The organism is Stappia indica, from assembly GCF_009789575.1.
GTDB classification, from domain to species: domain Bacteria; phylum Pseudomonadota; class Alphaproteobacteria; order Rhizobiales; family Stappiaceae; genus Stappia; species Stappia indica_A.
Genome location: NZ_CP046908.1, coordinates 62,840 through 86,148, shown reverse-complemented (window position 1 = coordinate 86,148; position 23,309 = coordinate 62,840). Strand labels below are relative to the sequence as shown.

The 23,309-nt window shown below is 64.4% G+C and carries 22 protein-coding genes and 1 pseudogene; 17 read left to right on the top strand and 6 right to left on the bottom strand.

From position 1 onward, the window contains the following. Nucleotides 1-62 precede the first annotated feature (62 nt). A pseudogene (locus tag GH266_RS23680) lies at nt 63-287 on the bottom strand (GntR family transcriptional regulator); the annotation flags it as partial. A 99-nt stretch (nt 288-386) separates the two neighbouring features. Here GH266_RS23680 and GH266_RS00430 point away from each other — a divergent pair. The 5 genes from GH266_RS00430 (at nt 387) to GH266_RS00410 (ending at nt 5,644) form a co-directional block, all read left to right on the top strand. Continuing rightward, nucleotides 387-1,007 (top strand): LysE family translocator, encoded by a 621-nt coding sequence (locus tag GH266_RS00430; RefSeq protein WP_158192141.1) that lies wholly within the window; start codon nt 387-389, stop codon nt 1,005-1,007. A 41-nt stretch (nt 1,008-1,048) separates the two neighbouring features. Then, nucleotides 1,049-2,272, top strand: a complete 1,224-nt coding sequence (locus GH266_RS00425; RefSeq protein ID WP_158192140.1) for a threonine ammonia-lyase — start codon at nt 1,049-1,051, stop codon at nt 2,270-2,272. Between the two features lie 85 nt (nt 2,273-2,357). Beyond that, complete coding sequence (locus tag GH266_RS00420) at nt 2,358-2,852, top strand: RDD family protein (RefSeq protein ID WP_244953747.1); 495 nt, start codon at nt 2,358-2,360, stop codon at nt 2,850-2,852. A gap of 160 nt (nt 2,853-3,012) precedes the next feature. After that, complete coding sequence (locus GH266_RS00415) at nt 3,013-4,848, top strand: SLC13 family permease (RefSeq protein ID WP_158192139.1); 1,836 nt, start codon at nt 3,013-3,015, stop codon at nt 4,846-4,848. Nucleotides 4,849-4,873: 25 nt separating this feature from the next. Beyond that, the gene (locus tag GH266_RS00410) at nt 4,874-5,644 is read left to right on the top strand and encodes an arginyltransferase (RefSeq protein ID WP_158192138.1); all 771 of its coding nucleotides are present in this window, start codon (nt 4,874-4,876) and stop codon (nt 5,642-5,644) included. A gap of 10 nt (nt 5,645-5,654) precedes the next feature. On the opposite strand, the gene GH266_RS00405 is transcribed toward GH266_RS00410, so the two are convergent. Next, nucleotides 5,655-6,254 (bottom strand): uracil-DNA glycosylase, encoded by a 600-nt coding sequence (locus GH266_RS00405; protein WP_244953746.1) that lies wholly within the window; start codon nt 6,252-6,254, stop codon nt 5,655-5,657. Nucleotides 6,255-6,318: 64 nt separating this feature from the next. Beyond that, nucleotides 6,319-6,912, bottom strand: coding sequence for a LabA-like NYN domain-containing protein (locus GH266_RS00400; protein ID WP_120268078.1), 594 nt, complete (start codon nt 6,910-6,912; stop codon nt 6,319-6,321). A gap of 452 nt (nt 6,913-7,364) precedes the next feature. Here GH266_RS00400 and rpoZ point away from each other — a divergent pair, with 452 nt between their 5' ends. The 11 genes from rpoZ to GH266_RS00345 all read left to right on the top strand — a co-directional run bounded on the left by rpoZ (nt 7,365) and on the right by GH266_RS00345 (nt 18,616). Beyond that, a complete protein-coding gene (gene rpoZ, locus GH266_RS00395; protein WP_120268079.1) occupies nt 7,365-7,772 on the top strand; it encodes a DNA-directed RNA polymerase subunit omega in 408 nt (135 codons plus the stop codon). Nucleotides 7,773-7,887: 115 nt separating this feature from the next. After that, nucleotides 7,888-10,101 (top strand): RelA/SpoT family protein, encoded by a 2,214-nt coding sequence (locus GH266_RS00390; protein WP_158192137.1) that lies wholly within the window; start codon nt 7,888-7,890, stop codon nt 10,099-10,101. A gap of 49 nt (nt 10,102-10,150) precedes the next feature. Next, nucleotides 10,151-10,744 carry a DUF2062 domain-containing protein gene (locus tag GH266_RS00385; protein WP_158192136.1) on the top strand — a complete coding sequence of 198 codons (594 nt, stop codon included), beginning with the start codon at nt 10,151-10,153 and terminating at the stop codon, nt 10,742-10,744. Between the two features lie 120 nt (nt 10,745-10,864). Next, complete coding sequence (locus GH266_RS00380) at nt 10,865-11,614, top strand: pyridoxine 5'-phosphate synthase (protein ID WP_158192135.1); 750 nt, start codon at nt 10,865-10,867, stop codon at nt 11,612-11,614. Between the two features lie 225 nt (nt 11,615-11,839). Then, nucleotides 11,840-12,592, top strand: a complete 753-nt coding sequence (lepB, locus tag GH266_RS00375) for a signal peptidase I (RefSeq protein ID WP_067214747.1) — start codon at nt 11,840-11,842, stop codon at nt 12,590-12,592. A gap of 22 nt (nt 12,593-12,614) precedes the next feature. Beyond that, nucleotides 12,615-13,331: a ribonuclease III gene (gene rnc / locus GH266_RS00370; protein ID WP_158192134.1), complete on the top strand. Its 717-nt coding sequence runs from the start codon at nt 12,615-12,617 to the stop codon at nt 13,329-13,331. A 35-nt stretch (nt 13,332-13,366) separates the two neighbouring features. Continuing rightward, the gene (gene era / locus GH266_RS00365) at nt 13,367-14,281 is read left to right on the top strand and encodes a GTPase Era (RefSeq protein ID WP_209001594.1); all 915 of its coding nucleotides are present in this window, start codon (nt 13,367-13,369) and stop codon (nt 14,279-14,281) included. 28 nt (nt 14,282-14,309) lie between these two features. Next, nucleotides 14,310-15,092 carry a DNA repair protein RecO gene (gene recO / locus GH266_RS00360; protein ID WP_158192132.1) on the top strand — a complete coding sequence of 261 codons (783 nt, stop codon included), beginning with the start codon at nt 14,310-14,312 and terminating at the stop codon, nt 15,090-15,092. 63 nt (nt 15,093-15,155) lie between these two features. Further along, on the top strand, nt 15,156-17,405 hold the full coding sequence (parC, locus tag GH266_RS00355; RefSeq protein ID WP_158192131.1) for a DNA topoisomerase IV subunit A: 2,250 nt from the start codon (nt 15,156-15,158) through the stop codon (nt 17,403-17,405). A 10-nt stretch (nt 17,406-17,415) separates the two neighbouring features. Continuing rightward, nucleotides 17,416-18,093 carry a hypothetical protein gene (locus GH266_RS00350; RefSeq protein ID WP_158192130.1) on the top strand — a complete coding sequence of 226 codons (678 nt, stop codon included), beginning with the start codon at nt 17,416-17,418 and terminating at the stop codon, nt 18,091-18,093. A gap of 85 nt (nt 18,094-18,178) precedes the next feature. Then, nucleotides 18,179-18,616: an acyl-CoA thioesterase gene (locus tag GH266_RS00345; RefSeq protein WP_158192129.1), complete on the top strand. Its 438-nt coding sequence runs from the start codon at nt 18,179-18,181 to the stop codon at nt 18,614-18,616. Nucleotides 18,617-18,703: 87 nt separating this feature from the next. On the opposite strand, the gene smpB is transcribed toward GH266_RS00345, so the two are convergent. Both smpB and dapA read right to left on the bottom strand, forming a co-directional pair. Beyond that, nucleotides 18,704-19,183 carry an SsrA-binding protein SmpB gene (gene smpB / locus GH266_RS00340; RefSeq protein ID WP_158192128.1) on the bottom strand — a complete coding sequence of 160 codons (480 nt, stop codon included), beginning with the start codon at nt 19,181-19,183 and terminating at the stop codon, nt 18,704-18,706. Nucleotides 19,184-19,234: 51 nt separating this feature from the next. Then, complete coding sequence (dapA, locus tag GH266_RS00335; RefSeq protein WP_158192127.1) at nt 19,235-20,113, bottom strand: 4-hydroxy-tetrahydrodipicolinate synthase; 879 nt, start codon at nt 20,111-20,113, stop codon at nt 19,235-19,237. A 206-nt stretch (nt 20,114-20,319) separates the two neighbouring features. Here dapA and GH266_RS00330 point away from each other — a divergent pair, with 206 nt between their 5' ends. Then, a complete protein-coding gene (locus GH266_RS00330) occupies nt 20,320-21,204 on the top strand; it encodes an alpha/beta fold hydrolase (RefSeq protein ID WP_158192126.1) in 885 nt (294 codons plus the stop codon). An 18-nt stretch (nt 21,205-21,222) separates the two neighbouring features. On the opposite strand, the gene pbpC is transcribed toward GH266_RS00330, so the two are convergent. After that, a complete protein-coding gene (pbpC, locus tag GH266_RS00325) occupies nt 21,223-23,298 on the bottom strand; it encodes a penicillin-binding protein 1C (protein ID WP_244953745.1) in 2,076 nt (691 codons plus the stop codon). Between the last annotated feature and the right edge of the window lie 11 nt (nt 23,299-23,309).

Genomic DNA, 23,309 nt, shown 5'->3' with positions numbered 1-23,309 from the left:
TGCGTCCTGGTCGCCGCTTGAGGAAAGGCAAGCTTGCGGTCGCCGGAAGCGATGAAGGTTCCTCGCCCCACTTCTCCATGCGCGAGGCCGGCAAGCTCCAGCGCCCGATAGGCGCGCGCAACGGTTCCCGGCGCGCAACCGAGTTTCCAGGCGGCCTCGCGGATGGGCGGCAGACGGTCGCCAGCCGCAAGGAGGCCTCGCTCGACGCAGGACCGCAGATGCGCTTCCAGCGAACGGACCGTGACCGGCTGATCGAGGCCGGAGGAGATATCAGGCAATATTGTCACAAGAACAATGTTACGATTGTATCAGGAATTGTTTCAAGACAAATCTGCCGGCGAAACACAATCCGCGACCGCCGGTCGCCCTCATGAAGTCGCTGCCAGATGCCTTCCGATCTCCTGATGCCCCTCGCCCAGTTCGGGCTGCTTGCGCTCTTCGTCTCCGCGATGGTCGGCTCGCCCGGTCCTGCGAACATGTCGCTGATGGCCAACGGCATCTCCTTCGGGGCACGCCCCGCCCTGCCGTTCATGCTGGGCACGATGTCGGGCTTCCAGGTGATCTACTGGCTGAATGTTGCCGGTCTCTTCGCCCTGTTGAAGAGCGCACCGCAGGTCTTCGAGATCCTTCGCGTTCTTTGCCTCTGCTACATCCTTTATCTTGCCTGGGTGATCGTCCGCAGCCCGGTCCGCGGCGGCGTCAAGGCCGATCGCATACCCGGATACGGTCGCGGCTTCTGGGTGCATCCGCTCAATCCGAAAGCCTATGCGATGCAGATCGCCGGCATCAGCCAGTTCGTCTCCGCAGAGCGCTACTTCGCGGATGCGCTGGTCCTGTCGCTGACCTTCCTGTGCCTCGGCGGCTTCCTGAACGGTCTCTGGCTGCTGGCGGGAAGCTGGCTGCGCAGCAATGCCGGCGGTACGCGGTTGCTGAACGCCTTGCGGATCGCCCTTGCCGGACTGATGGTCGGCTCGACCATCCTGAGCTTGCAAATGATCCCTGCTTGATGGCAGTTGAGCGGACCTTTTCCGCAGCTTCAGGCCCTCAGATGCAGGTATCCCTCGAGACGATCACCCAGGCTGCAAGGCTCATTCAGGGGGCCGTGATGCGGACCCCGTGCCTGCCGGCGCCGAAACTGTCTCTGCTCACCGGGGCGGACGTCTTCGTCAAATACGAGAACCTGCAGGTCACCAATGCGTTCAAGGAGCGCGGCGCGCTGGTGAAGCTGTCGTCGCTCTCACCGAGCGAACGCAAGCGCGGCGTCATCGCCATGTCGGCCGGCAACCATGCGCAGGCCGTCGCCTATCACGCCGCCCGGCTCGGCATCCCGGCGACCATCGTCATGCCGGAGCCGACCCCCTTCGTGAAGGTCGCCGCAACGCGCGGCTATGGCGCACGCGTGGTGCTTGCCGGCGAGGTTCTGGCCGATGCACAAGCCGAGGCGGAGCGCATCGCCGACGAGGAAGGCCTCGTCTGGGTTCACCCCTATGACGACCCGGCGATCATTTCCGGACAAGGAACGATCGCGCTCGAAATGCTGGAGGACCAGCCGGATCTCGACTGCCTCGTCGTTCCGGTCGGCGGCGGCGGGCTGATCTCCGGCATGGCCATCGCGGCAAAAGCGCAAAAGCCGGGAATCGAGGTCGTCGGCGTGGAGGCGGCGCTTTACCCCTCGATGCTCGGCGCATTGCGTGGGGAGGCCGTGACCTGCAGCGGCGCAACGCTTGCCGAAGGCATCGCCGTCAAGAATGTCGGCCGTCTGACGCTGGAGATTGTCCGCCAGACGGTCGACGACATTCTGCTCGTCGACGAGGCGACATTGGAGCGCGCGGTCAACGCCTACCTGACGCGGCAGAAGACCATGGCGGAGGGCGCGGGTGCTGCGGGCCTTGCCGGCCTTCTCGCTTATCCGGAGCGCTTCAAGGGCAAGCGCGTCGGCCTTGTCCTGTGCGGCGGCAATATCGATCCCCGGCTGCTGTCGTCCATCATGGTGCGCGAGCTTGCGCGCGAGGGACGGCTGCTGTCGATCCGCATCACCACCGCCGACCGCCCCGGCATCCTCGGCGAGATCTCGACGCTGATCGGCCGCCTGGGCGGCAATATCCTGGAAGTCTCGCACCATCGCCTGTTCCTGAACGTGCCGGCGAAGGGGACCACCCTCGACGTCACCATGGAAACGCACGACCCGGAGCATGCGGCCCGTATCCTCTCAGCGTTGGAAAAGGCCGGGCACTCGGTATGCCCGCTCGATCTGGGCGAATCGCGGATCTGAGGCGGCATTGGCCGCGCCAAAGCGAGGCATTTGACATGAACGGCCATCGTCACCACCTGCAAGGTCAGCAAGGAGCAAGCCGCCAATGCAGGACCGCAACGCACAGGGCATCGACGACATGAACGACGGACGTGAAGCGAGCGGACTGGACCCGCGGCTGTTCGACAGCGTGCGGACCAATCGCATCATCGCCTTCCTCATCGATGCTGCGGTGATCATCGCGCTGACGCTTGCCGGCGGCCTGCTTCTGCTGTTTCTCGGCCTCTTCACGTTCGGGCTCGGCTGGCTGCTTTTCCCGGTGCTGGGGCCCGGCGTCGCGCTGGCCTATGTCGGCTTCACGCTCGGCGGTCCGCACAGTGCCACTCCCGGCATGCGGGCAATGGGACTGACGATGCGGATGCTGGACGGCCGGCGACCGGATATCCTGATCGCTGCGATCCACGCACTGCTGTTCTGGTTCTCAGTCAGCCTGCTGACGCCGCTGATCCTTCTGGTCAGCTTCTTCAATGCAGAAAAGCGCCTGTTGCACGATATCGTCCTCGGGGTCGCGGTGGTGAACCGCGGACGCGCAACGGATTGACCGGAATTTCCTGCCTGCAAGCAAAACCATTTCGGACAGCGAGCGGTGGATGAGCCCTTTGCCGCTTTGCTTAAGCCCCTCGGCCCGTTAAAAAAGCACATGGCGCACGCTGCGCCGCACGCGACCGCGTGCGTCCCGAACGAGGAGATGGGCCCGACGCATGCTGCCAGCCGATCCCGCGATGCTGCTGACCTTCGTGGTGATCGTGGTCACCGTCGTGCTGTATGCGATGGAGCGCCTTGCGCTGGAAGTCGTTGCGCTCGGCTCCGTCGTCGCCTTCCTGCTGATCTTCACCTTTTTCCAGCCGGCTGACGCCTCCGTCACGATCGGTGCGTCCGAGCTGCTGTCAGGCTTCGCCAATCCGGCCCTCGTTACCGTCATCTGCCTGCTGATCGTCGGCCAGGGCCTGTTCCAGACGGATGCGCTGGAAAAGCCGGCAAAGATCATCGTCGACGCCACCCGCAAAAGGCCGGTATTGGCAGCCATGCCGATCCTGGTCGCCGTGGCTGTGATCAGCGGCTTCCTGAATAACACTCCCGTCGTGGTGATGTTCCTGCCGATCCTGTCGGCCGTTGCCGCAGCCCAGGGCAAGCCGGCCGGCCGCTTGCTGATGCCGCTGTCCTTCATCGCTATTCTCGGCGGCATGACGACACTGATCGGCTCGTCCACCAACCTTCTGGTGGCCGACGTCGCGGCCCGCACGAGCGATGTCCGGCTCGGGTTCTTCAGCTTTACCGGGATCGGCGTCATCCTCGCCGGCGTCGGCATCCTCTATGTGCTGTTCGTGATGCCGTTCCTGCTGAAACCCCGCCGGTCGATGGCCGAAGAAATGCAGGTCTCGTCCGGCAAGCAGTTCATTGCCCAGATCGCCATCACTGCCGGCCATCCGCTGGAAGGCGTCACCTCCGTCGCAGGCCTGTTTCCCGCCCTCAAGGACATGACCGTCCGGCTGGTGCAGCGTGGCGAGCGCCCGATCCTGCCGCCGTTCGAGAACGTCACCCTGATGCCCGGCGACACCGTGATCGTCGCGGCCACCCGACACGCGCTGACCACCGCCCTGTCCCAGCGTCGTCCGCTGATGGCAACCGAAAGCGAGGAGCCGTCCGATCTCGAGGCATCGCTGCCGCAACGCTCCCTCACCCTGGCGGAGGTGGTGGTGGCGCCCGCATCGCGGCTATCCGGACGCACCATCGCCCAGAGCGGGTTTCACACCGAGACGGATTGCGTGGTGATGGGGGTCCAGCGCCGTTCGCGGATGCCGCGCATGGCGATGACCGAAATCCGGCTGGAGCCTGGCGACGTGCTGCTGGTGGCCGGTCACTCCAGCAGCATCCAGAAGCTGAGGACGAACCGTGACGTCCTGCTGCTCGACTGGTCGGCGGCCGAACTGCCGCCGCGCCGGCTGGCACCGCGCGCGCTTGCCATCTTCGCCCTGATGGTGGCGGCCAGCGCCAGCGGCTTGGTTCCCATTGTCACCGCTTCGATCGCAGCAACCTTCGCCATGGTAATGTCCGGCTGCCTCAACGTGCGCCAGGCGCTTCGCGCAGTCGACAGTCGCATCTTCATGCTCATCGGCGCCTCGATCGCCGCAGCCACCGCGCTCGAGGTCACCGGCGGCGCCAAGATGATCGCCGACGTCCTCGTCATGGTTCTCGATGGGCAGCGCCCGATGGTGATGCTGTCGGCTCTATTCCTGCTGGTGATGCTGCTGACCAACGTCCTGTCGAACAACGCCACGGCGGTGCTCTTCACGCCGATTGCGGTCAACATGGCGATACAGAGCGGAATGCCCGTCGAGGCCTTCGTGACCTGCGTGATCTTCGCCGCGAACTGTTCGTTCGCCACGCCGATCGGCTACCAGACCAACCTGATCGTGATGGGCCCCGGCCACTACCGCTTTTCGGACTTCATCGTCGCGGGAACGCCGCTCGCCTTGCTTCTATGGCTGACTTTCACTTTTGTCGCGCCCATATATTATGGATTCTCGATGCTCTGAGACGCGCTGAGCGGGAAGGACGCACTTGACGCGACATCCGACCGACACACCGCAATTCTACCTGACGGCGCCCTCGCCCTGTCCCTACCTGCCCGGCAGGCAGGAGAGGAAGGTCTTCACGCATCTCGTGGGATCACGGGCGCAGGTGCTGAACGACGTGCTGACGCAGGGCGGGTTCCGGCGCAGCCAGAACATTGCCTACCGTCCCGCCTGCGAGAACTGCCGCGCCTGTATCTCGATCCGGGTCCGGGTCGACGATTTTCGTTGGACTCGCTCGTTCCGCCGTCTGTGGAAGCGCAACGCCGATCTCGTCGGCTCGACCAGCGAGCCGGCCCCCTCATCGCAGCAATACGACCTCTTCCGCCGCTACCTGGATGCAAGGCATGCCAATGGCGGCATGTCGGACATGACCGTTCTCGATTACGCGATGATGATCGAGGATACGCATGTCGAGACGATGCTGGTGGAATATCGCCGGCGCGGACCGGACACGTTTCTCAACGGCAGGGGTACTGGGCCGCTGCTCGCGGTCGCCCTCACCGACCGGTTGAGCGATGGCCTGTCGATGGTCTATTCCTTCTTCGACCCCGAGGCGCAGAGCCGCAGCCTCGGCACCCACCTCATTCTCGATCATATCGAGCGCGCGCGTGCGCTGGGTCTTCCCTATGTGTATCTCGGCTATTGGGTGAAGGGCTCGCCGAAGATGGACTACAAGGCCCGTTACCAGCCTCAGGACCATCTGGGGCCGCGGGGGTGGTTTCCCGCCCCCTTGCCCGAAGCCAACCCGGCGGACTGATCCGCGCCCGTCAGGATGCGCAGGCATCCACCTGCGCCCGCACGGCGGTGAAGACGTCGCGGAACATTTCGCGCGTCAGCCTTCCCGTATTCGTGTTGTAGCGGGAGCAGTGATAGCTGTCGAAAAGCGTGAGGCCCGGGCGCAGCTCGTGCCGCACATTATGCCCGAAGGCATGGGCCGCGCGCCGAATGCCCAGGGCCGACAGCGTTGCATCGTGAGCGATACGGCCGAGCGCCACCACCGCGACCAGCGACGGCAGCGCGTCGATCGTCTGCGTCAGAAAAGGCAGGCAGGTCCGGATTTCAGGACCTGTCGGCTTGTTCTCCGGCGGTACGCAGCGCACGGCATTGGTGATGGCGGCATCAACGAGTTCGAGACTGTCATCCGGACGAGCCTCGTACCGGCCTCGCGCGAAACCGAAATCGACAAGCGTCTCGTAGAGCAGGTCTCCGGCGTAATCGCCGGTGAAGGGGCGCCCGGTGCGGTTCGCCCCTCTCAGCCCCGGTGCCAGACCGACGATCAGCAGATGCGGATCAGGCGCCGCGAAAGTCCGGACAGGCGCGTTGTACCAGTCCGGTTGCGCCGTCCTGTGCGTCTCGCGAAACGCCACGAGCCGCGGACAGGACGGACAATCCCTTGCCGGGTTGGGCAGATGAAGCACGTTCACCGGCCTCTCAATAATCGTCGTCTTCGTCTTCTTCCACGTCGTTGCGACGCGGAGCAGGACGCGGGGTGCGCTCTGCCGGATCGCGGCCGACCTTCTTGGTGAGCGTTGCCAGATCGATGAAGTGATCCGCCTGACGCCGCAGATCGTCGGCGATCATCGGCGGCTGGGTCTGCAAGGTGGACACGACACTTACCTTGCGTCCCTTGCGCTGCAGCGCCTCGACCAGAGGCCGGAAGTCGCCGTCACCGGAGAACAGCACGATATGATCGACATGCTCGACGATCTCCATGGCATCGACAGCGAGTTCGATATCCATGTTGCCTTTGATCTTGCGGCGCCCGGCCGAGTCGACGAACTCCTTCACAGGCTTGGTCACAACCTTGTAACCATTGTAATCGAGCCAGTCGATCAAGGGACGAATCGACGAATACTCCTGGTCTTCAATCAATGCCGTGTAATAATATGCCCTCAGCAGATATCCGGTCTTCTGGAATTCCTGGAGAAGCATCTTGTAATCGATATCAAATCCGATGCTACGCGCGGTGGAGTACAAATTCGCGCCATCGATAAACAACGCCACCTTCTCTCGCGGGTCGAACATTTCGTAGAATACCTTTCGTTGCAATGCAGGACGATCTACGGGCCCGGAAAGAAAACGCTCCCGGAAAAAATATCCAGAGTTGCCTTTCAACGCGGGTTCGCCCACCGCGTCAGGAGAAAAGGCTGCACTCCACACCGTTTTCGGATCGACCTGCAAGCCGGATTTCCATCCGGTTTCCGTGCCCGAGGGATGCAATCCTGCAAGCATCCCCTTGTTTTTGCTTTGGGCGGTATACTCGACCGCCTTTGAGTAGTTCCACCTACACCATTTTACCACGCAACGGCAACTGAGCTTTGGCAGCTTTCCCGAAGGAGTCTACAGGAAATCATGGCGAAATTAGAAACGTGATTAAAAAACAAAACTGTAGCGCGACATCGCGCAAGGCTTGCGTCTTGCGGTGCAACACAGTACATATCGCCGCTTGCTGATAACAGTTTAAATGGAGCATACCCATGGCGCGCGTGACAGTCGAAGACTGCATCGACAAGGTCGAGAACCGCTTCGAGCTGGTGCTGCTTGCGAGCCATCGGGCGCGGATGATCTCAAACGGTTCGCCGCTGACCATCGATCGCGACAACGACAAGAATCCTGTCGTGGCGCTGCGCGAGGTCGCCGAACAGACCGTCAGCCCCGAGGATCTGAAGGAAGATCTGATCCACTCGCTGCAGAAATATGTCGAGGTGGACGAGCCGGAGGCCGACGCTGTGCCGATGGTTCCGAACACGTCCTCCCAGAATCAGGGCGGCACCGAAGTCAACGCAGTCGACGACAGCTCGGTCGAGTTCGACCGCATGTCCGAGGAAGACTTGCTGCGCGGTCTCGAAGGCCTTGTTCCGCCGGAGCGCAAGGACGATATCTGAACGGAGACGTCCGGCGGCATCCGGCCGCCGCACGACGTCGTGCGGTCGTCTGTCGCGGCGTCCCCCTGGGGCAGCGGCGCCGGCCGGCCGCACCGATGTGTGAGGCGTTTCCGCAATGATGCGGCAATACGAGCTGGTCGAGAAGGTCCAGCGGTACAATCCGAACGCCGACGAGGCGCTGCTCAACAAGGCTTATGTCTATGCCATGCAGAAGCATGGCAGTCAGAAGCGCGCTTCGGGTGATCCCTATTTTTCCCATCCGCTGGAGGTGGCCGCGATCCTGACCGATCTGCGGCTCGATGATGCGACCGTCGCCGTTGCCCTGCTCCACGACACGATCGAGGACACGACGGCGACCCGCGACGAGATCGACCGTATGTTCGGGCCCGAGATCGGCAAGCTCGTCGACGGCCTGACCAAGATCAAGCGCCTCGACCTCGCCTCCAAGAAGGCCAAGCAGGCGGAAAACTTCCGCAAGCTGCTCCTTGCCATCGCCGACGACGTGCGTGTGCTGCTCGTCAAGCTGGCCGACCGTCTCCACAACATGCGCACGCTCCATCACATGCCGGAGCACAAGCGCGGCCGGATCGCCGAAGAGACGATGGAGATCTATGCCCCGCTTGCCGGGCGCATGGGTATGCACGACATGCGCGAGGAACTGGAGGACATCGCCTTCAGGACCCTCAATCCGGATGCATTCTCGACGATCACCGACCGGCTGACCGCCCTGCGCGAGAAGAACAAGAGCCTGATCACGGACATCGAGCACGATCTGATGTCGCGACTGGAGGAGCGCGGGATCGCGGCTCTCGTCAAGGGACGCGAGAAGCGTCCCTACTCGATCTTCCGCAAGATGCAGTCGAAGTCGATCGCCTTCGAGCAGCTGTCAGACATCTATGGCTTCCGCGTCGTGGTCGGCACAGTCGAGGCCTGCTACCGGGTCCTCGGTGTCGTGCACACGACGTGGCCGGCCGTTCCGGGACGGTTCAAGGACTACCTGTCGACGCCCAAGCAGAACGACTACCGCTCGATCCATACGACAGTTGTCGGCCCGAGCCGCCAGCGCGTGGAACTGCAGATCCGGACAACGGCGATGGACCGGGTCGCCGAATACGGCATCGCGGCACACGCGCTTTACAAGGATGGCGAGCTCGGCGGGAGAAACATCAACAAGCTCAATGACGAAAGCCGCGCCTACGAGTGGCTGCGCCGTACCATCGAGCTTCTGTCGCAGGGCGACACGCCGGAAGAGTTCCTCGAGAATACCAAGCTGGAGCTCTTCCACGACCAGGTGTTCTGCTTCACGCCCAAGGGCCGGTTGATCGCACTGCCGCGCGGGGCCACGCCCATCGATTTCGCCTATGCCGTTCACACGGATATCGGCAACACCTGCGTCGGGGCCAAGGTCAACGGCCAGATCATGCCGCTGGTCACCGAGCTGCGGAACGGCGATGAAGTCGACATCATCCGCAGCCAGGCCCAGACGCCGCCGCCGGCGTGGGAGACGATCGCCGTCACCGGCAAGGCGCGCGCGGCCATCCGCCGCGCCACACGCGAGAACGCTCGCCAGCAATACGGCTCGCTCGGCCAACATATCCTGGAGCGGGCCTTCCGCCGGGCCGGGCACGCCTTCAGCGAGGAGCGGCTTGAGGGGGCACTGCAGTCGCTCGGCTACGGCAGCCTTGCGGACCTGCTTGCGGCAGTGGGCCGCGGCGAAATCCGCGCCCACGAGATCGTGTCGGCGCTGCATCCGGACTATCAGGACGACCGCCTGCCAAACCAGCTTCAGGCGGGGGAGCCAGGCTGGTTCGACCTGGAATCCGGCAGCGGGATGAAGTTCCGGATTCCGGACGGAGAAGAACCGCGCAACGGCGCCATTCCTCTTCCCATTCGCGGTCTGTCGGGAGATCTTCCCGTTTCCTTCGCGCCCGATGGCGGTGCGGTGCCCGGCGATCGCATTGTCGGCATCCTTACACCGGGCGTCGGCGTCACCATATATCCGATACAGTCGCCTGCGCTGCAGGCTTTCGAGGACGAGACCGACCGCTGGCTGGACGTTCGCTGGGACATGGCCGGGGACAAGCGCGAGCGCTTCCCGGCCCGGATCAACGTCTCGGCGTTGAACGAGCCGGGGTCACTTGCAACCATTGCCGCGACCATCGCGGAACTGGGTGGCAATATCGACAATCTGAAAATGCTGAGGCGGGCGGCAGATTTTCACGAAATCCTTATCGATCTTGAGGTATGGGATTTGAAGCATCTGAACCGCATCATGAATCAGCTCAGGACACAGGCGAATGTGTCCAGCGTGACGCGCGAGATCGGTTGACCTGATCCACCCTTGCCGGCAGGCGCAACGAAGGATTTGAAGACCAGGCATGCTTTTCAAACGTCGCGACAAGCCGAACCATCTCGAGCGTCTGCGCGTTGCCGTCTGGCCGCGCCACAGTTTCGCGCGCTCCGCCCGCTATTTCTCCAAGCGGGTGCTGCGGCTGACCGCGAGCCCCCACGCCATTGCCATGGGATTTGCTGCTGGCGCCTTCGCTTCGATCACGCCGTTCATCGGCCTCCATTTCCTGCTCAGTTTCGTCATCGCCTTCGTCGTCGGCGGCAACATGGTGGCCGCCGCACTCGGCACCGTCGTCGGCAATCCGCTGACGTTCCCGTTCATCTGGGCCTCGACCTACAAGGTCGGTTCGATGATCATCTACGGCGAGGCGAAGGAACTGGACCATCGCGCCCTCGACAAGCATCTTGATGGCGGCTTCCTGGAGAAATCGCTCGACACGCTTCTGCCGCTGATCAAGCCGATGCTGGTGGGAGCCGTTCCCCTTGGCCTGATCACGGCGACCATTTTCTATTTCCTGGTGTTCTACAGCGTGCGCGCCTATCAGCGCACGCGCCGCCTGAAACTCTCCTCCCGCAAGCTTCCCGGAGCCGTGAAGGGAGCGGCTGGCGACGTCGACGCATAAGGCCGCGACCTGGCCGCTGGCGGGCATCGGTTTACCGTTGAAGGCGGGGCGGCGAAGTCACATAGTGGCGCTCCACTGCCCTCCTCCGGCTTCGCGAGCCGACCTTCCCGGGAGCTTCTCATGACCACCAAGCGCCTGCGTCTCGGCGTCAACATCGATCACGTCGCAACGATCCGCAACGCCCGCGGCGGCCGTTTCCCCGACCCTGTGCGCGCCGCGCATCTTGCGGCCCAGGCGGGTGCAGACGGCATCACCGCGCATCTGCGGGAGGATCGCCGCCACATCTCCGACCACGATATCGCGCGACTCAGCCGCGAGATCGACCTGCCGCTCAACTTCGAGATGGCGGCCACCGACGAGATGCTGAAAATCGCGCTTGAAGCACGGCCCCACGCTGCCTGCATCGTGCCAGAAAAGCGCGAGGAGCGCACGACGGAAGGCGGGCTGGATGCCCGTGGCCAGCACAACCACCTGAAGCCGATTGTCGCGGCACTTGCCGACAATGGCACGCGTGTGTCGCTGTTCATCGAAGCGGACAGGATGCAGCTCGACGCGGCCGCGGCTCTGGGGGCCCCGGTCGTCGAACTGCACACCGGACGCTATTGCGATCTGCACAATGACGGCGACGCGGACGGCTCCTTGCGTGAACTCGCGCGCATCAAGGACGCTGTGCTTTACGGGGCCTCGCTCGGGCTGGAAGTCCATGCGGGCCATGGTCTCGCCTTCGATACGGTGGAAGGTGTTGCCGCCATCCCGGAGCTTGCCGAACTCAACATCGGCCATTTCCTGGTCGGAGAGGCAATCTTCATCGGCCTGGAGGCCGCCATCCGGGAGATGCGCCGCCTGATGGATCGCGCAAGGGACGGCTGATCCAGCGGCGAACGGCACATTTGCACCGCGTTTATCGCTCCGCGACGCGAACGCCTTTGCATTGCGTCATTTCAGACGAGCCGGTACAAGCCTTGAAGACAAGGCGGAATCCCCTCCCCCGAACCTTGACGGTCTTCAATCGAAGCCCGACTCGGGCGAGGTTGTGTCCCACGAGCGCTGCCACCGTCCGGCTGGCCTCGGAAAGTGACCGTCACGAAGGAAAAAATGAGCGTGTCCGACGAAAACAAGAGCAAGGAAGGCGGTCTCTACGAGACGGTGAAGGTGCTTGTACAGGCGCTTCTGCTGGCCCTCGTGGTGCGGACGCTGCTGTTCCAGCCGTTCAACATCCCCTCCGGATCGATGATGGACACGCTGCTCGTCGGCGATTACCTGTTCGTATCGAAATACAGCTACGGCTATTCGCAGTATTCGTTCCCCTATGGCCTCGTACCGATCGAGGGGCGCATCTGGGCGGCCGAACCGGAGCGCGGCGACGTCGCTGTCTTCAAGCTGCCGAAAGATACGTCCGTCGACTACATCAAGCGCGTGATCGGCCTGCCGGGCGATGAAATCCAGATGATCGACGGCGTGCTGCACATCAACGGCACGGCGGTCGAGCGGACGCAGATCGACGACTTCATCACCACGGACCAGTTCGGCAACGTCCGGCGCGTGCCTCGTTTCCGAGAAACGCTGCCCAACGGCGTCTCCTATGACACGCTGGATCTGACGCCCCGTGGAACCTGGGACAATACCGGCGTCTACAAGGTTCCGCCGGGCCACTATTTCATGATGGGCGACAACCGCGACAATTCGACCGACAGCCGCGTGCTGTCCGCGGTCGGCTACGTGCCGTTCGAGAATTTCGTCGGCCGCGCCGAGATGCTGTTCTTCTCCGTGGACGAGGACGCCTCCGCCTGGATGTTCTGGAAGTGGCCTTGGACCGTGCGCGGCAGCCGTCTGTTCAAGCTGCTTTGAGGCAGGTGGCCCAGAGACCGACATGAGCTCCGATGTACAGAAAAAGGCTGAGGCGCAGTTGCAAAAGCGCCTCGGCCACGATTTTCGCGACAGCGACCTGCTGTCGCGCGCCCTCACCCATGGCAGCGCCACGGCGCGCAGCGGACCGGCGACAAGCTACCAGCGGCTGGAGTTCCTCGGCGATCGGGTGCTCGGCCTTGCCGTCGCCACGATGCTGCACAAGAGCTTCCCCAAGGCCGAGGAAGGCGAGTTGGCGCGGCGGCTGAACCAGCTGGTGCGCAAGGAAACCTGCGCGGAAGTCGCCAGGGACCTGAAGCTCGGCGATGCGATCCGCCTCGGCGAAAGCGAGGCGCAGACCGGCGGCAAACGCAAGATGGCGATCCTTGCCGACGTCTGCGAGGCGGTCATTGCGGCCGTTTATCTGGACGGCGGGCTCGAGGCGGCGCAAACTCTGATCGAGCGGCACTGGGGGCCGCGCATGACCGGCTACAACGGCCCGCTGCGCGATGCCAAGACCATGCTGCAGGAATGGGCGCAGGGACGCGGCAAGGCCGCCCCGCGCTACGTAATGACGGAGCGCAGCGGTCCCGACCATGCGCCCAGCTTCACCGTGCAGGTGGAGATCGACGGATACCAGCCGGCGACAGGAACCGGCGGATCAAAACGGCTCGCGGAACAGCGGGCGGCAGAGACGGCTCTCCTGCGGGAAGGCGTCTGGACGGAGACGGATATCAAGTGAGCACCAGCGACCAGGCCCCGACCGAGGGCACCGGCATTTCCCCCGAGACGAACGAGACCGCCACCAGGGCCGGTTTCGTTGCGCTGATCGGGGCACCGAATGCCGGCAAGTCGACCCTGCTCAACGCCCTTGTCGGCGTGAAGGTCTCCATCGTGACCCACAAGGTCCAGACCACGCGCGCCCTCGTGCGCGGCATCGCGATGCACGAGGCCTCGCAGGTGATCTTCGTCGACACGCCGGGCATCTTCCGCCCGAAGCGCCGGCTGGAGCGCGCCATGGTCGACACGGCCTGGGGCGGCGCACGCGAGGCGGATGTGGTCGCCCTGCTGATCGACGCACGCAAGGGCATCGACGATCAGGTCACCAGCATCCTGGAGCGGCTTGCGGATGTGAAGCTGCCGAAACTGCTGATCCTGAACAAGATCGACGTCACACGGCGCGAGAAGCTGCTCGAGCTGGCGCAAAAGGCCAACGAGATCGTCCAGTTCGACAAGACCTTCATGGTGTCGGCCGTCAACGGCTCCGGTCTCGATGATCTGATGGAGGACCTGGCCGAGCGCGTGCCGCCGGGTCCCTGGCTCTATCCGGAAGACCAGGCGTCGGACCTGCCGATGCGGATGCTTGCGGCCGAGATCACCCGCGAAAAGATGTTCCTGCGTCTGCACCAGGAACTGCCCTACATGTCGACGGTGGAAACCGAGTCCTGGCAGCAGCGCAAGGACGGATCGGTCCGCATCGAACAGACCATCTATGTCGAGCGAGACAGCCAGAAGATGATCGTGCTTGGCCAAGGCGGGCGCACCATCAAGGCGATTTCGCAAGCCGCCCGCGGCGAGATCGCCGAGGCCGCCGGCTGCCCGGTCCACCTGTTCCTTTTCGTCAAGGTGCGCGAGAACTGGTCCGACGATCCCGAGCGCTACCGCGAAATGGGCCTCGAGTTCCCGAGGTAATTCTCATCGCAAAGCTGATCGCACACCCATGGAATGGAGCGCTGACGGCATCATCCTGGCGACGAGGAAACACGGCGAGAGCAGCCTGATCCTCGAGGCGATGACGCGCGAGCGCGGCCGGCATCTGGGTCTCGTGCGCGGCGGGCGCAGCCGGCGGATGCAGGCGGCACTGCAGCCGGGAAACCGCGTCGCCCTCGTCTGGCGGGCGCGTCTCGACGATCACCTCGGTCTCTACGCCATCGAACCGCTGGAGCTGCGCGCCGCCCAGCTGATGACCAGTTCGACCGGCGTCTACGGCATCCAGGCACTTGCGGCCCTGCTGCACTTTCTCCCCGAGCGCGATCCGCATCCGCAGCTGCATGATGGGCTGGAGGCGATCATCGCCCATCTGCACGAGCCTCTGGTCGCGGGGGCGCTGATGGTGCATTTCGAGCTGCAGGTCCTTGCCGAGCTCGGCTTCGGGCTGGATCTGACGGAATGCGCTGCGACGGGACGTGTCGAGGACCTGATCTACGTTTCGCCGAAGTCCGGGCGCGCAGTTTGTCGCGAGGCCGGGCTTCCGTATGCCCCTCGCCTGCTGCCCCTGCCGCCGTTCCTTGCGCCGGGGGCCTCGTCCTCCCGCAAGGACGGCATCCCTTCCGAGTTCGCAGGACGGCTTCCGGACCGGCAGGCGCTGGAGGATGCCTTCCGCCTCACCGGCCACTTTCTCGACCGGCATGTGCTGGCCCCGCGCCTGCTACAGATGTCGCCGGCGCGCGACGGGTTCGTGGAGGCGATCCGGCGCCACCTTCAAGAGGCGGAAAGCGGCTGAAAACCGCCATTGACGGCGCCTCGCGCATTGCTTCGGGCGGCGAATGCCTGTAGCGAATGAAGCATGGAAAATGAGCCGATTCAGCCAGGTGGTATCGAGCCTGTCGATCTTCGCGAAGCGCTGGAGGAGCGTTACCTCTCCTACGCGCTGTCGACCATCACCCATCGTGCCCTGCCGGATGTGCGCGACGGGTTGAAGCCCGTACATCGCCGCCTGCTCTACGCGATGCGGCTGCTCAAGCTCGATCCGAGTGCCGGCTTCAAGAAGTGCGCCCGCGTCGTCGGCGACGTCATGGGTAAATATCACCCGCATGGCGACCAGGCGATCTACGATGCCCTGGTCCGTCTCGCGCAGGATTTCGCCGTCCGCTATCCGATGGTCGATGGTCAGGGCAACTTCGGCAATATCGACGGCGATAGCGCGGCGGCCATGCGCTACACGGAAGCGCGCCTCACCGACATCGCCGTCCGCACTCTCGACGGGCTGGACGAGGATGCGGTCGATTTCCGCGAGACCTATGACGGGCTCGACAAGGAGCCCATCGTCCTGCCGGGCGGATTTCCCAACCTGCTGGCCAATGGCGCAGCCGGCATTGCCGTCGGCATGGCGACCTCCATTCCGCCGCACAATATCGGCGAGCTTTGCGCTGCGGCGCAGCATCTGATCAAGACGCCCAGTGCTTCGACCGAAGACCTGCTGCAGTTCATCCAGGGACCGGATTTCCCCACCGGCGGCATTCTGGTCAAGAGCGATGCGGCCTTTCTGGAGGCCTATGAGACCGGCCGCGGCGGCTTTCGCGTTCGCGCACGCTGGGAGGTCGAGGATCTCGGCCGCGGCACCTGGCAGGTCGTGGTCACGGAAATCCCCTACCAGGTCCAGAAGTCGCGGCTGATCGAGAAGATCGCGGAGCTGCTACAGGCCCGCAAGCTGCCGCTGCTCGACGACGTACGCGATGAGTCCGCCGAGGATGTCCGCCTTGTCCTCGTCCCGCGCAGCAAGAATGTCGATGCGGCGTTGCTGATGGAGTCGCTGTTCAAGCTGACCGATCTGGAAAGCCGCTTCTCGCTCAACATGAACGTCCTGTCGGGCGGGCGCATTCCCATGGTCATGGGGATCAAGCAGGCCCTGCAGGAATGGCTCGATCACCGCAAGGACGTTCTGGTCCGCCGGTCGCAGCACCGGTTGGCGCAGATCGAACACCGTCTGGAAGTTCTGGGCGGCTATCTGATCGCCTATCTCAACCTCGACGAGGTGATCCGCATCATCCGCGAGGAGGATGATGCCAAGGCCTCGCTGAAGGCCGCATTCGAGCTCACCGAGGTCCAGGCGGAAGCGATCCTCAACATGCGGCTGCGCTCGCTGCGCAAGCTCGAGGAAATCGAGATCCGCAAGGAGCACGACAAGCTAACCGCCGAGCGCGACGACTTGCTGACGCTCCTGGGTTCCGAAACGCGCCAGTGGACGAAGATCGGCAAGCAGATCGGCGAGATGGCCAAGACCTACGGCCCCGAGACGCCGCTCGGCAAGCGCCGCACGACTTTCGGCGACGCTCCCGAACACGACCTGACGGACATCCATCAGGCGATGATCGAGAAGGAGCCGATCACCGTCGTCATCTCGCAAAAGGGCTGGATCCGCGCGCTCAAGGGGCACCAGAGCGACCTGTCGTCCCTCACCTTCAAGCAGGACGACAGCCTGAAGCTGCACCTCCTGGCGGAAACCACCGACAAGCTGCTCGTCTTCACGACCGGCGGCAAGTTCTTCACCCTGGGCGCCGACAAGCTGCCGGGTGGACGCGGTCACGGCGAGCCGGTCCGCCTGATGGTCGACATGGAGGAAGGCCAGGACGTCGTCGACGTCTTCGTCTATCGCGGCGACCGCAAGCTTCTCGTCGTCTCCGACGAGGCGCGCGGCTTCTTGGTCGACGAGGCCGATGTCGTCGCCAACACCCGCAAGGGCAAGCAGGTCCTCAACGTGACGATGCCGGTGGAAGCGCGGCTTTGCGTTGCCGCCGAAGGCGACCAGGTGGCGATCATCGGGCGCAACAGGAAGCTGCTCGTCTTCCCGCTGGCGCAGGTCGCGGAGATGTCGCGCGGACGCGGTGTGCGGCTGCAGCGCTACCGCGACGGCGGCGTGTCCGATGTGACGGTGTTCAAGGCCGAGGAAGGCCTGTCCTGGATCGACTCGTCCGGGCGCAGTTTCAACCGCAAGATGGAAGAGCTGACGGATTGGCGCGGCGACCGGGCGCAGGCCGGGCGCCTGCCGCCGAACGGTTTCCCGCGCACGAACACGTTCGGGCGCCGCACCTTGTGAGGAAAGATTGATGCGCGACCTCCGCCCCGACCTCGTCTTCGTCGTCAGCGGAGCCGTCTGGCGCGACTTCCTGGACTTGCGCGAAGAAACCGGCGATGCGCTGTGCAACCGGTTCCTTTGGACCTGCCGGGCGCGGATCGATACGGCACTCGAGGCCGGCGATGAAGAGGCAGCTCACCACTGGACCTGCGTCCTGAGCCTTGCGATGCAGTACGGCCTCTCCTTCGTAAGCGCCGTCGAAGTGGACGGCGAACTCATCCGTGAGCAGCCGAAACATTCGGCCTTCCGCTATCCGGACGATCACGAGTTGAAGCGCGTCGTGATCGGAACCATGGCCGCGCATGTGATCCTTCACACGGCCGATCCCGCAGCCAGGGACAGCACGTGGTCCACCACCGACGCCGTGCAGGACAGTGCAGGCGAAATCCGCATCCGCTACAGCGACAGCAAGACCGAAGTGCAGATCACGGTTTCCTCGAACGAGGTCGAGGCCATGCGCCGGGCGCTGATGCAGCGCTTGCCGGACACGGGCCGGAACAGACGGTGCGATGCCTTGATGCTTCTCGCGCAGGGCTTTTCCGCACGTGAAGATGAAGCCTCTCCGCACGAATCGGTTGCGACCTTCCTCGCGGAAGCCGGCATTCGGCACGAGATCACCCGCCGTCCGCTCCTGCGGCTTGCGGTCTGAGGCCTGCCGATAGCCCCGCCCCCCAGCGAAAGCCCATTCGCACCCGAGTTGCCCTTTCCCCCGACCGAGCCGAGCGAGACTGAGAATGACCCGTGCCGTACCGTTGACCCGCGACGACTTCCGCCTGTTCCGGGCCATACCCACGCGCTGGATGGACGTCGACATCTACGGCCACGTCAACAATGTCGAGTATCTGAGCTATTTCGATACGGCGGTGAACGGCTGGCTGATCGAGGAAGGCGTGCTCGATCCGCGTCACTCCGAGACCGTGTTTCTCGTCGTCGAGACGCAATGTGCCTATTTCGCGGAACTGACCTTTCCCGGCACGGTGACCGCCGGAATCAGGGCCAGCCGGCTCGGTGGCTCATCGGTTTCCTACGAGATTGCCCTGTTTGCCGACGACAGCCAGGTCGCCAGCGCACAAGGGCGCTTCGTCCACGTCCAGGTGGATCGATCCACAAGGCGGCCGGTTCCGATCGAAGGCGAAAGACGCGCTCTTCTGTCCACGATCCTTCAGGGCTAATTCTTCATACTTGCGAATCTGTTGAGAGAATTCTTTCGCGCAGAACTTTAAGAACATAGCACGAACGAACTGCCCGTTGCCCACAGCTTATCCAGCGGTTTTCAACAGGCGCGCCTTCTCGCGGTTCCAGTCGCGCTTGCGCTCGGTCTCGCGCTTGTCGTGCAGCTTCTTGCCGCGCGCCAGGGCGATCTCGACCTTCGCGCGCCCCTTCTCGTTGAAGTAGAGCTTCAACGGCACGATCGTCTTGCCGTCCTTGTCGACAGCAAGCGCGAGCCTGGCCATTTCCCGCTTGTGCAGCAGGAGTTTCCGCTTGCGCCTCGGCTCGTGATTGAAGCGGTTCGCTTGCAGGTATTCGGGAATATAGGAGTTGATCAGCCAGAATTCCCCGCCCTCGAAGCTGGCGTAGGATTCGGCGATCATCGACTTGCCTTCACGCAGCGCCTTGACCTCGGTTCCCTTGAGCTCGATCCCCGCCTCCAGCGTGTCCTCGATCTCGTAGTTGAACCGGGCCTTGCGGTTGTCGGCGATAAGCTTGCGATTGCTGTCGGCGGCGCTCTTGCTGGCCATCGTCATACCGGCGCCGGGCAGCGGATCACGCCGCCCGGCAAGCCGTCCTTGTCAGTTGAGCAGACCCGCATGCGTCATCGCATCGCGGATCGCGGTCTTGGTGGGCTCGGAGACCGGGACCAACGGCAGGCGCAACTCGTTCTCGAGCTTGCCCAGCAGCGACAGGGCATATTTCGCGCCCGTGGGGTTCGGCTCGATGAACAGCGCGTTGTGCAGCGGCGCCAGCCGGTCCTGGATCGACAGGGCGGTGGCGAAATCGCCCGCCAGCGTCGCTTCCTGGAACTGGGAGCACAGGCGCGGCGCGACATTCGCCGTGACCGAGATGCAGCCCGTGCCGCCATGGGCGTTGAAGCCGAGCGCGGTGATGTCCTCGCCCGACAGCTGGACGAAGTCCGGCCCGCACAGCTCGCGCTGGCGGCTGGCGCGCGACATGTTCGCGGTTGCGTCCTTCACGCCCTTGATGTTGCGCGACGTCGCGAACAACTCCGCCATCGTCTCCGGCTGCATGTCGATCACCGACCGGCCGGGGATGTTGTAGATGTAGATGGGGATGCCGACGGCAGCGTCGATCGCCCGGTAGTGGGCGATCAGGCCGGGCTGGTTCGGCTTGTTGTAATAGGGCGTCACGATCAGCAGCGCATCCGCACCTGCCTTTTCGGCATGGGTCGCGAAGTCGATGGCCTCGACGGTGTTGTTGGAGCCTGCGCCCGCCATCACCGGCACGCGGCCGCCGGCGGCCTCAATGCACAGTTCGATGACGCGCTTGTGCTCGTCATGGCTCAGCGTCGGGCTCTCGCCGGTGGTGCCCACCGGGACGAGACCATGGCTGCCCTCTTTTATCTGCCAGTCCACAAACTCCTGGAACGCTTTCTCGTCGACCGCTCCATTGCGAAACGGCGTGACGAGTGCGGGGATGGATCCCTTGAACATGCTGGACCTCTTGGAGTGTGGCGTGTGGCCGGACAGACCGTCCGGGAGGCGCACAATAGTCGTCACACGAGACCGACGCAACATCGACCCGGCCTTCGCACCGCATCCGCGACAGACTTCGCCGACAAAGCACTTTTCGCCGCTTCGTGACGATGCCTATGATCCTCCCGACCTGAGCGAGTCCTGGAAAAATCGTGGTGGCGGAAATGGATACAGCAGAAGCAACAGGCACGCAGCCGGGCTACCGCGCATGGCGCTCGGACGATGGCATCGACCTGTCCGCAACCTTGTGGGAACCGCAGCGCAAAACCGCTGTCGACGTTCTGTGCCTGGCCGGCCTGTCGCGCAATGCGCGCGACTTTGCCCCGCTCGCCCGCTATCTCGCCGGGTGCGGTCACCGTGTCATCGCCATGGACTATCGCGGACGTGGCCGCTCCGGGCGCCATCCGGACTGGCGGAGTTATTCCATCGAGCGCGAGGGGCTGGATATCGACGCCGGGCTCGACGCCCTGTCGCTTTCGCGTGTTGCCGTGATCGGCACGTCGCGTGGCGGCCTGCACGGCATGCTTCTCGCATGGCGGGCACCGGACCGCGTTGCCGGTCTCGTTCTCAACGACATCGGGCCGCAGATCGACCGCAGCGGATTGAAGAGGATCTCCGGCGAGATCGGCCGCCATATGCGCGTCGACACCTGGCAGGAGGCGGCAGAGCGGCTCTGCACGGGCTTCGGCAGCCAGTTTCCCCATGTCGATGCGCAAGGCTGGCTGCGGCTCGCCCGGCAGCTCTACGTGGAGACCGACGACGGCATCCAGCTCGACTACGATGCCCGCCTCGCCAACACCCTCGGTTCGTTCGACGAGGACGCGGAACTTCCAGACCTCTGGCCCGTCTTCGATGCCATCGCCAGCCTGCCGATGCTGGCGATCCGCGGCGCGCATTCGGACATTCTGAGCGCGGAAACCTTCTCGCAGATGAAGCAGCGCAGTCCGGGTCTCGAGCGTCACACGCTGGCCGACGAAGGTCATGCCCCGCTGTTGTGGGATCCGGAGACACAGGGCGTGATTGCCAGGTTCCTGTCGCGCCTGCGCTGAGGCCGTAGGCGTTCGTTTCTAACGCAGATCCAGCGTCACGCGGGCCGAGTTGCCGTCCGCATCGATGACCGAGATGGTCGAGGCGCCCGGCCCATCCGGCTGCCAGACGAGCGAGGTGGCGAAGGGACCGCTGGCAACGGGCGCCCCGTTCGCCAGCCACAGGAACGGCGCCCGGCCTCGCCTCAGCTTCACGACGAGCGCTGCCTCGCTGCCCTCTCCAAGACCGAGATCGACGGTCGCGCCGTTCGGCGGATAGAAAATCTCCGGCCCCGTCTCCGTGTGCATGCCGTCCGGCCGCGTTACGGTGCGGGCATAGTGCAGAGGCGCGGGCACTGCATCGGCGACCGGGTCGAAGTCCTTCGGGGGTTGCGGCAGCGGCGTCCTGCGGGCTGCTACCCGCTGGAAGGCGTCGAACAGAAGCGGTGCGGCGGACTTGTAGCCAGTCAGTCCGGGCACCGGCGTGCCGTCGGCACGACCGACCCAGACGCCGATGGTATGGCGCCCGTCGAACCCGACGGCCCAGGCATCGCGATAGCCGTAGGACGTGCCGGTCTTGTAGGCGATGCCGGCGCCATTGGCCGTATCGGGAGGCGGCACTTCGGACAGGATGTCGGCGATACGCCAGGCGGCCATTTCCGACAGGAACCGGCGATCCTCGCCGCGCAAGGCCTCCCCCACGCCCCCCTCAAGGCTCTCGTGCAGCGAGACGGCGACCCCGCCGCGCGCAATGCCTGCATAAAGGGCAACGAGCTCGCGCAGCGAGATGCCGAAACCGCCGAGAGCGGCAGCCAGACCCGGCGCCTCGCCTTGCGGGAAGCGCGGTGTCGCACCGGCCCGTTTCAGCCGCGACATGAAGCGCGACACGCCGACCGCATCCAGAAGCGTCACTGCCGGTACATTGAGCGAGGCGGTCAGGGCCTCGCGAACGCGAACCGTCCCCTGGAACGACAGATCGAAATTGGTCGGGCTGTAGCCGGCGACCGTGGTCGGCCGGTCCTCGATCAGGCTGTCTGGGTGTGCGACGCCCTGCTCGAAGGCAAGCCCATAAATCAGCGGCTTCAGCGTCGATCCGGGAGAGCGGATCGCGCCGCTCATGTCGACATGGCCGCGGCGTGCCTGCGACAACAGGTCGGCAGAGCCGACGCGCGCCAGGATCTCGCCGCTGGCATTGTCGGCAAGGATCAGTGCAACGGAAACGTGGCTGCCCAGCCGAGCGGCGCGCTCCGCCACCATCGCCTCCAGCCGCGCCTGCAGGTCGGCTTCGATGGTGAGGCGCTGGTCGGTCGCCTCGTTTTGGTTGAGTGCCTGGCGGGTCGCATGCGGAGCAAGCATCGGAACGGGACGGCGCCGCTCCGGGATCGCCTCGCGTTTCGCTGCCGCGACATCTTCCGGGGTCAGCAGCCCCGCCTCCACTGCGGCCTGCAGAACCCGGTCGCGGGCTGTGCGTGCAGCCTGGGGAAAGCGGTCGGGCCGGCGCCCCTCCGGCGATTGCGGCAGAGCCACCAGCAGCGCCGCTTGCGCCGGCGTCAACCGGGCCGGCTCCTTGCCGAACCAGGCGTGGCTTGCCGCCCGCACACCCTCGATATTGCCGCCGAAAGGCGCGCGCGCGAGGTAGAGCGACAGGATCTCCTGCTTGTCGAGATGGCGCTCGAGCGCAAGCGCCAGCACGATCTGGCGCCACTTCGACAGGGGCGAGCGGGTCGGCGCCTCGGTCAAAAGCCGCGCGGTCTGCATGGTCAGGGTCGAGGCGCCCGAAACGATCCGCCCATTGGCCACAAGCTGAGCACCAGCCCGCAGGATCGCCAGCGGATCGACGCCATGATGATCGCGGAAGCGCCGATCCTCATAGGCGAGCAGCATCGACACATAGAGCGGGTCCACATCGCCAGGAGAAACCGGCATGCGCCAGCGGTCGTCGCTCGTCTGGAAGGCCCGCAGCAGCCGACCGTTTCGGTCGCTGACAGAGCGCGACATCTCCACGGTGCCGGGCAAATCATCCCGCTTCAGCGAGAAGACCTGGACAGCCAGCAGCGCGCCGATGGCAAAAAGGCACAGGGCGGCGGCGCAGGAAAGGCCGATCGCCAGCCACCGCACTCGCCTGCCCC

Coding starts and splice junctions, on each gene's coding strand:
- GH266_RS00350 (WP_158192130.1), top strand. CDS start 17,416: ATGCGCGACCTCCGCCCCGACCTCGTCTTCGTCGTCAGCGGAGCCGTC.
- GH266_RS00330 (WP_158192126.1), top strand. CDS start 20,320: ATGGATACAGCAGAAGCAACAGGCACGCAGCCGGGCTACCGCGCATGG.
- GH266_RS00390 (WP_158192137.1), top strand. CDS start 7,888: ATGATGCGGCAATACGAGCTGGTCGAGAAGGTCCAGCGGTACAATCCG.
- smpB (WP_158192128.1), bottom strand. CDS start 19,183: ATGGCCAGCAAGAGCGCCGCCGACAGCAATCGCAAGCTTATCGCCGAC.
- GH266_RS00345 (WP_158192129.1), top strand. CDS start 18,179: ATGACCCGTGCCGTACCGTTGACCCGCGACGACTTCCGCCTGTTCCGG.
- GH266_RS00415 (WP_158192139.1), top strand. CDS start 3,013: ATGCTGCCAGCCGATCCCGCGATGCTGCTGACCTTCGTGGTGATCGTG.
- GH266_RS00385 (WP_158192136.1), top strand. CDS start 10,151: ATGCTTTTCAAACGTCGCGACAAGCCGAACCATCTCGAGCGTCTGCGC.
- dapA (WP_158192127.1), bottom strand. CDS start 20,113: ATGTTCAAGGGATCCATCCCCGCACTCGTCACGCCGTTTCGCAATGGA.
- GH266_RS00380 (WP_158192135.1), top strand. CDS start 10,865: ATGACCACCAAGCGCCTGCGTCTCGGCGTCAACATCGATCACGTCGCA.
- lepB (WP_067214747.1), top strand. CDS start 11,840: ATGAGCGTGTCCGACGAAAACAAGAGCAAGGAAGGCGGTCTCTACGAG.
- rnc (WP_158192134.1), top strand. CDS start 12,615: ATGAGCTCCGATGTACAGAAAAAGGCTGAGGCGCAGTTGCAAAAGCGC.
- GH266_RS00430 (WP_158192141.1), top strand. CDS start 387: ATGCCTTCCGATCTCCTGATGCCCCTCGCCCAGTTCGGGCTGCTTGCG.
- GH266_RS00420 (WP_244953747.1), top strand. CDS start 2,358: ATGCAGGACCGCAACGCACAGGGCATCGACGACATGAACGACGGACGT.
- parC (WP_158192131.1), top strand. CDS start 15,156: ATGGAAAATGAGCCGATTCAGCCAGGTGGTATCGAGCCTGTCGATCTT.
- rpoZ (WP_120268079.1), top strand. CDS start 7,365: ATGGCGCGCGTGACAGTCGAAGACTGCATCGACAAGGTCGAGAACCGC.
- GH266_RS00425 (WP_158192140.1), top strand. CDS start 1,049: ATGCAGGTATCCCTCGAGACGATCACCCAGGCTGCAAGGCTCATTCAG.
- GH266_RS00400 (WP_120268078.1), bottom strand. CDS start 6,912: ATGTTCGACCCGCGAGAGAAGGTGGCGTTGTTTATCGATGGCGCGAAT.
- recO (WP_158192132.1), top strand. CDS start 14,310: ATGGAATGGAGCGCTGACGGCATCATCCTGGCGACGAGGAAACACGGC.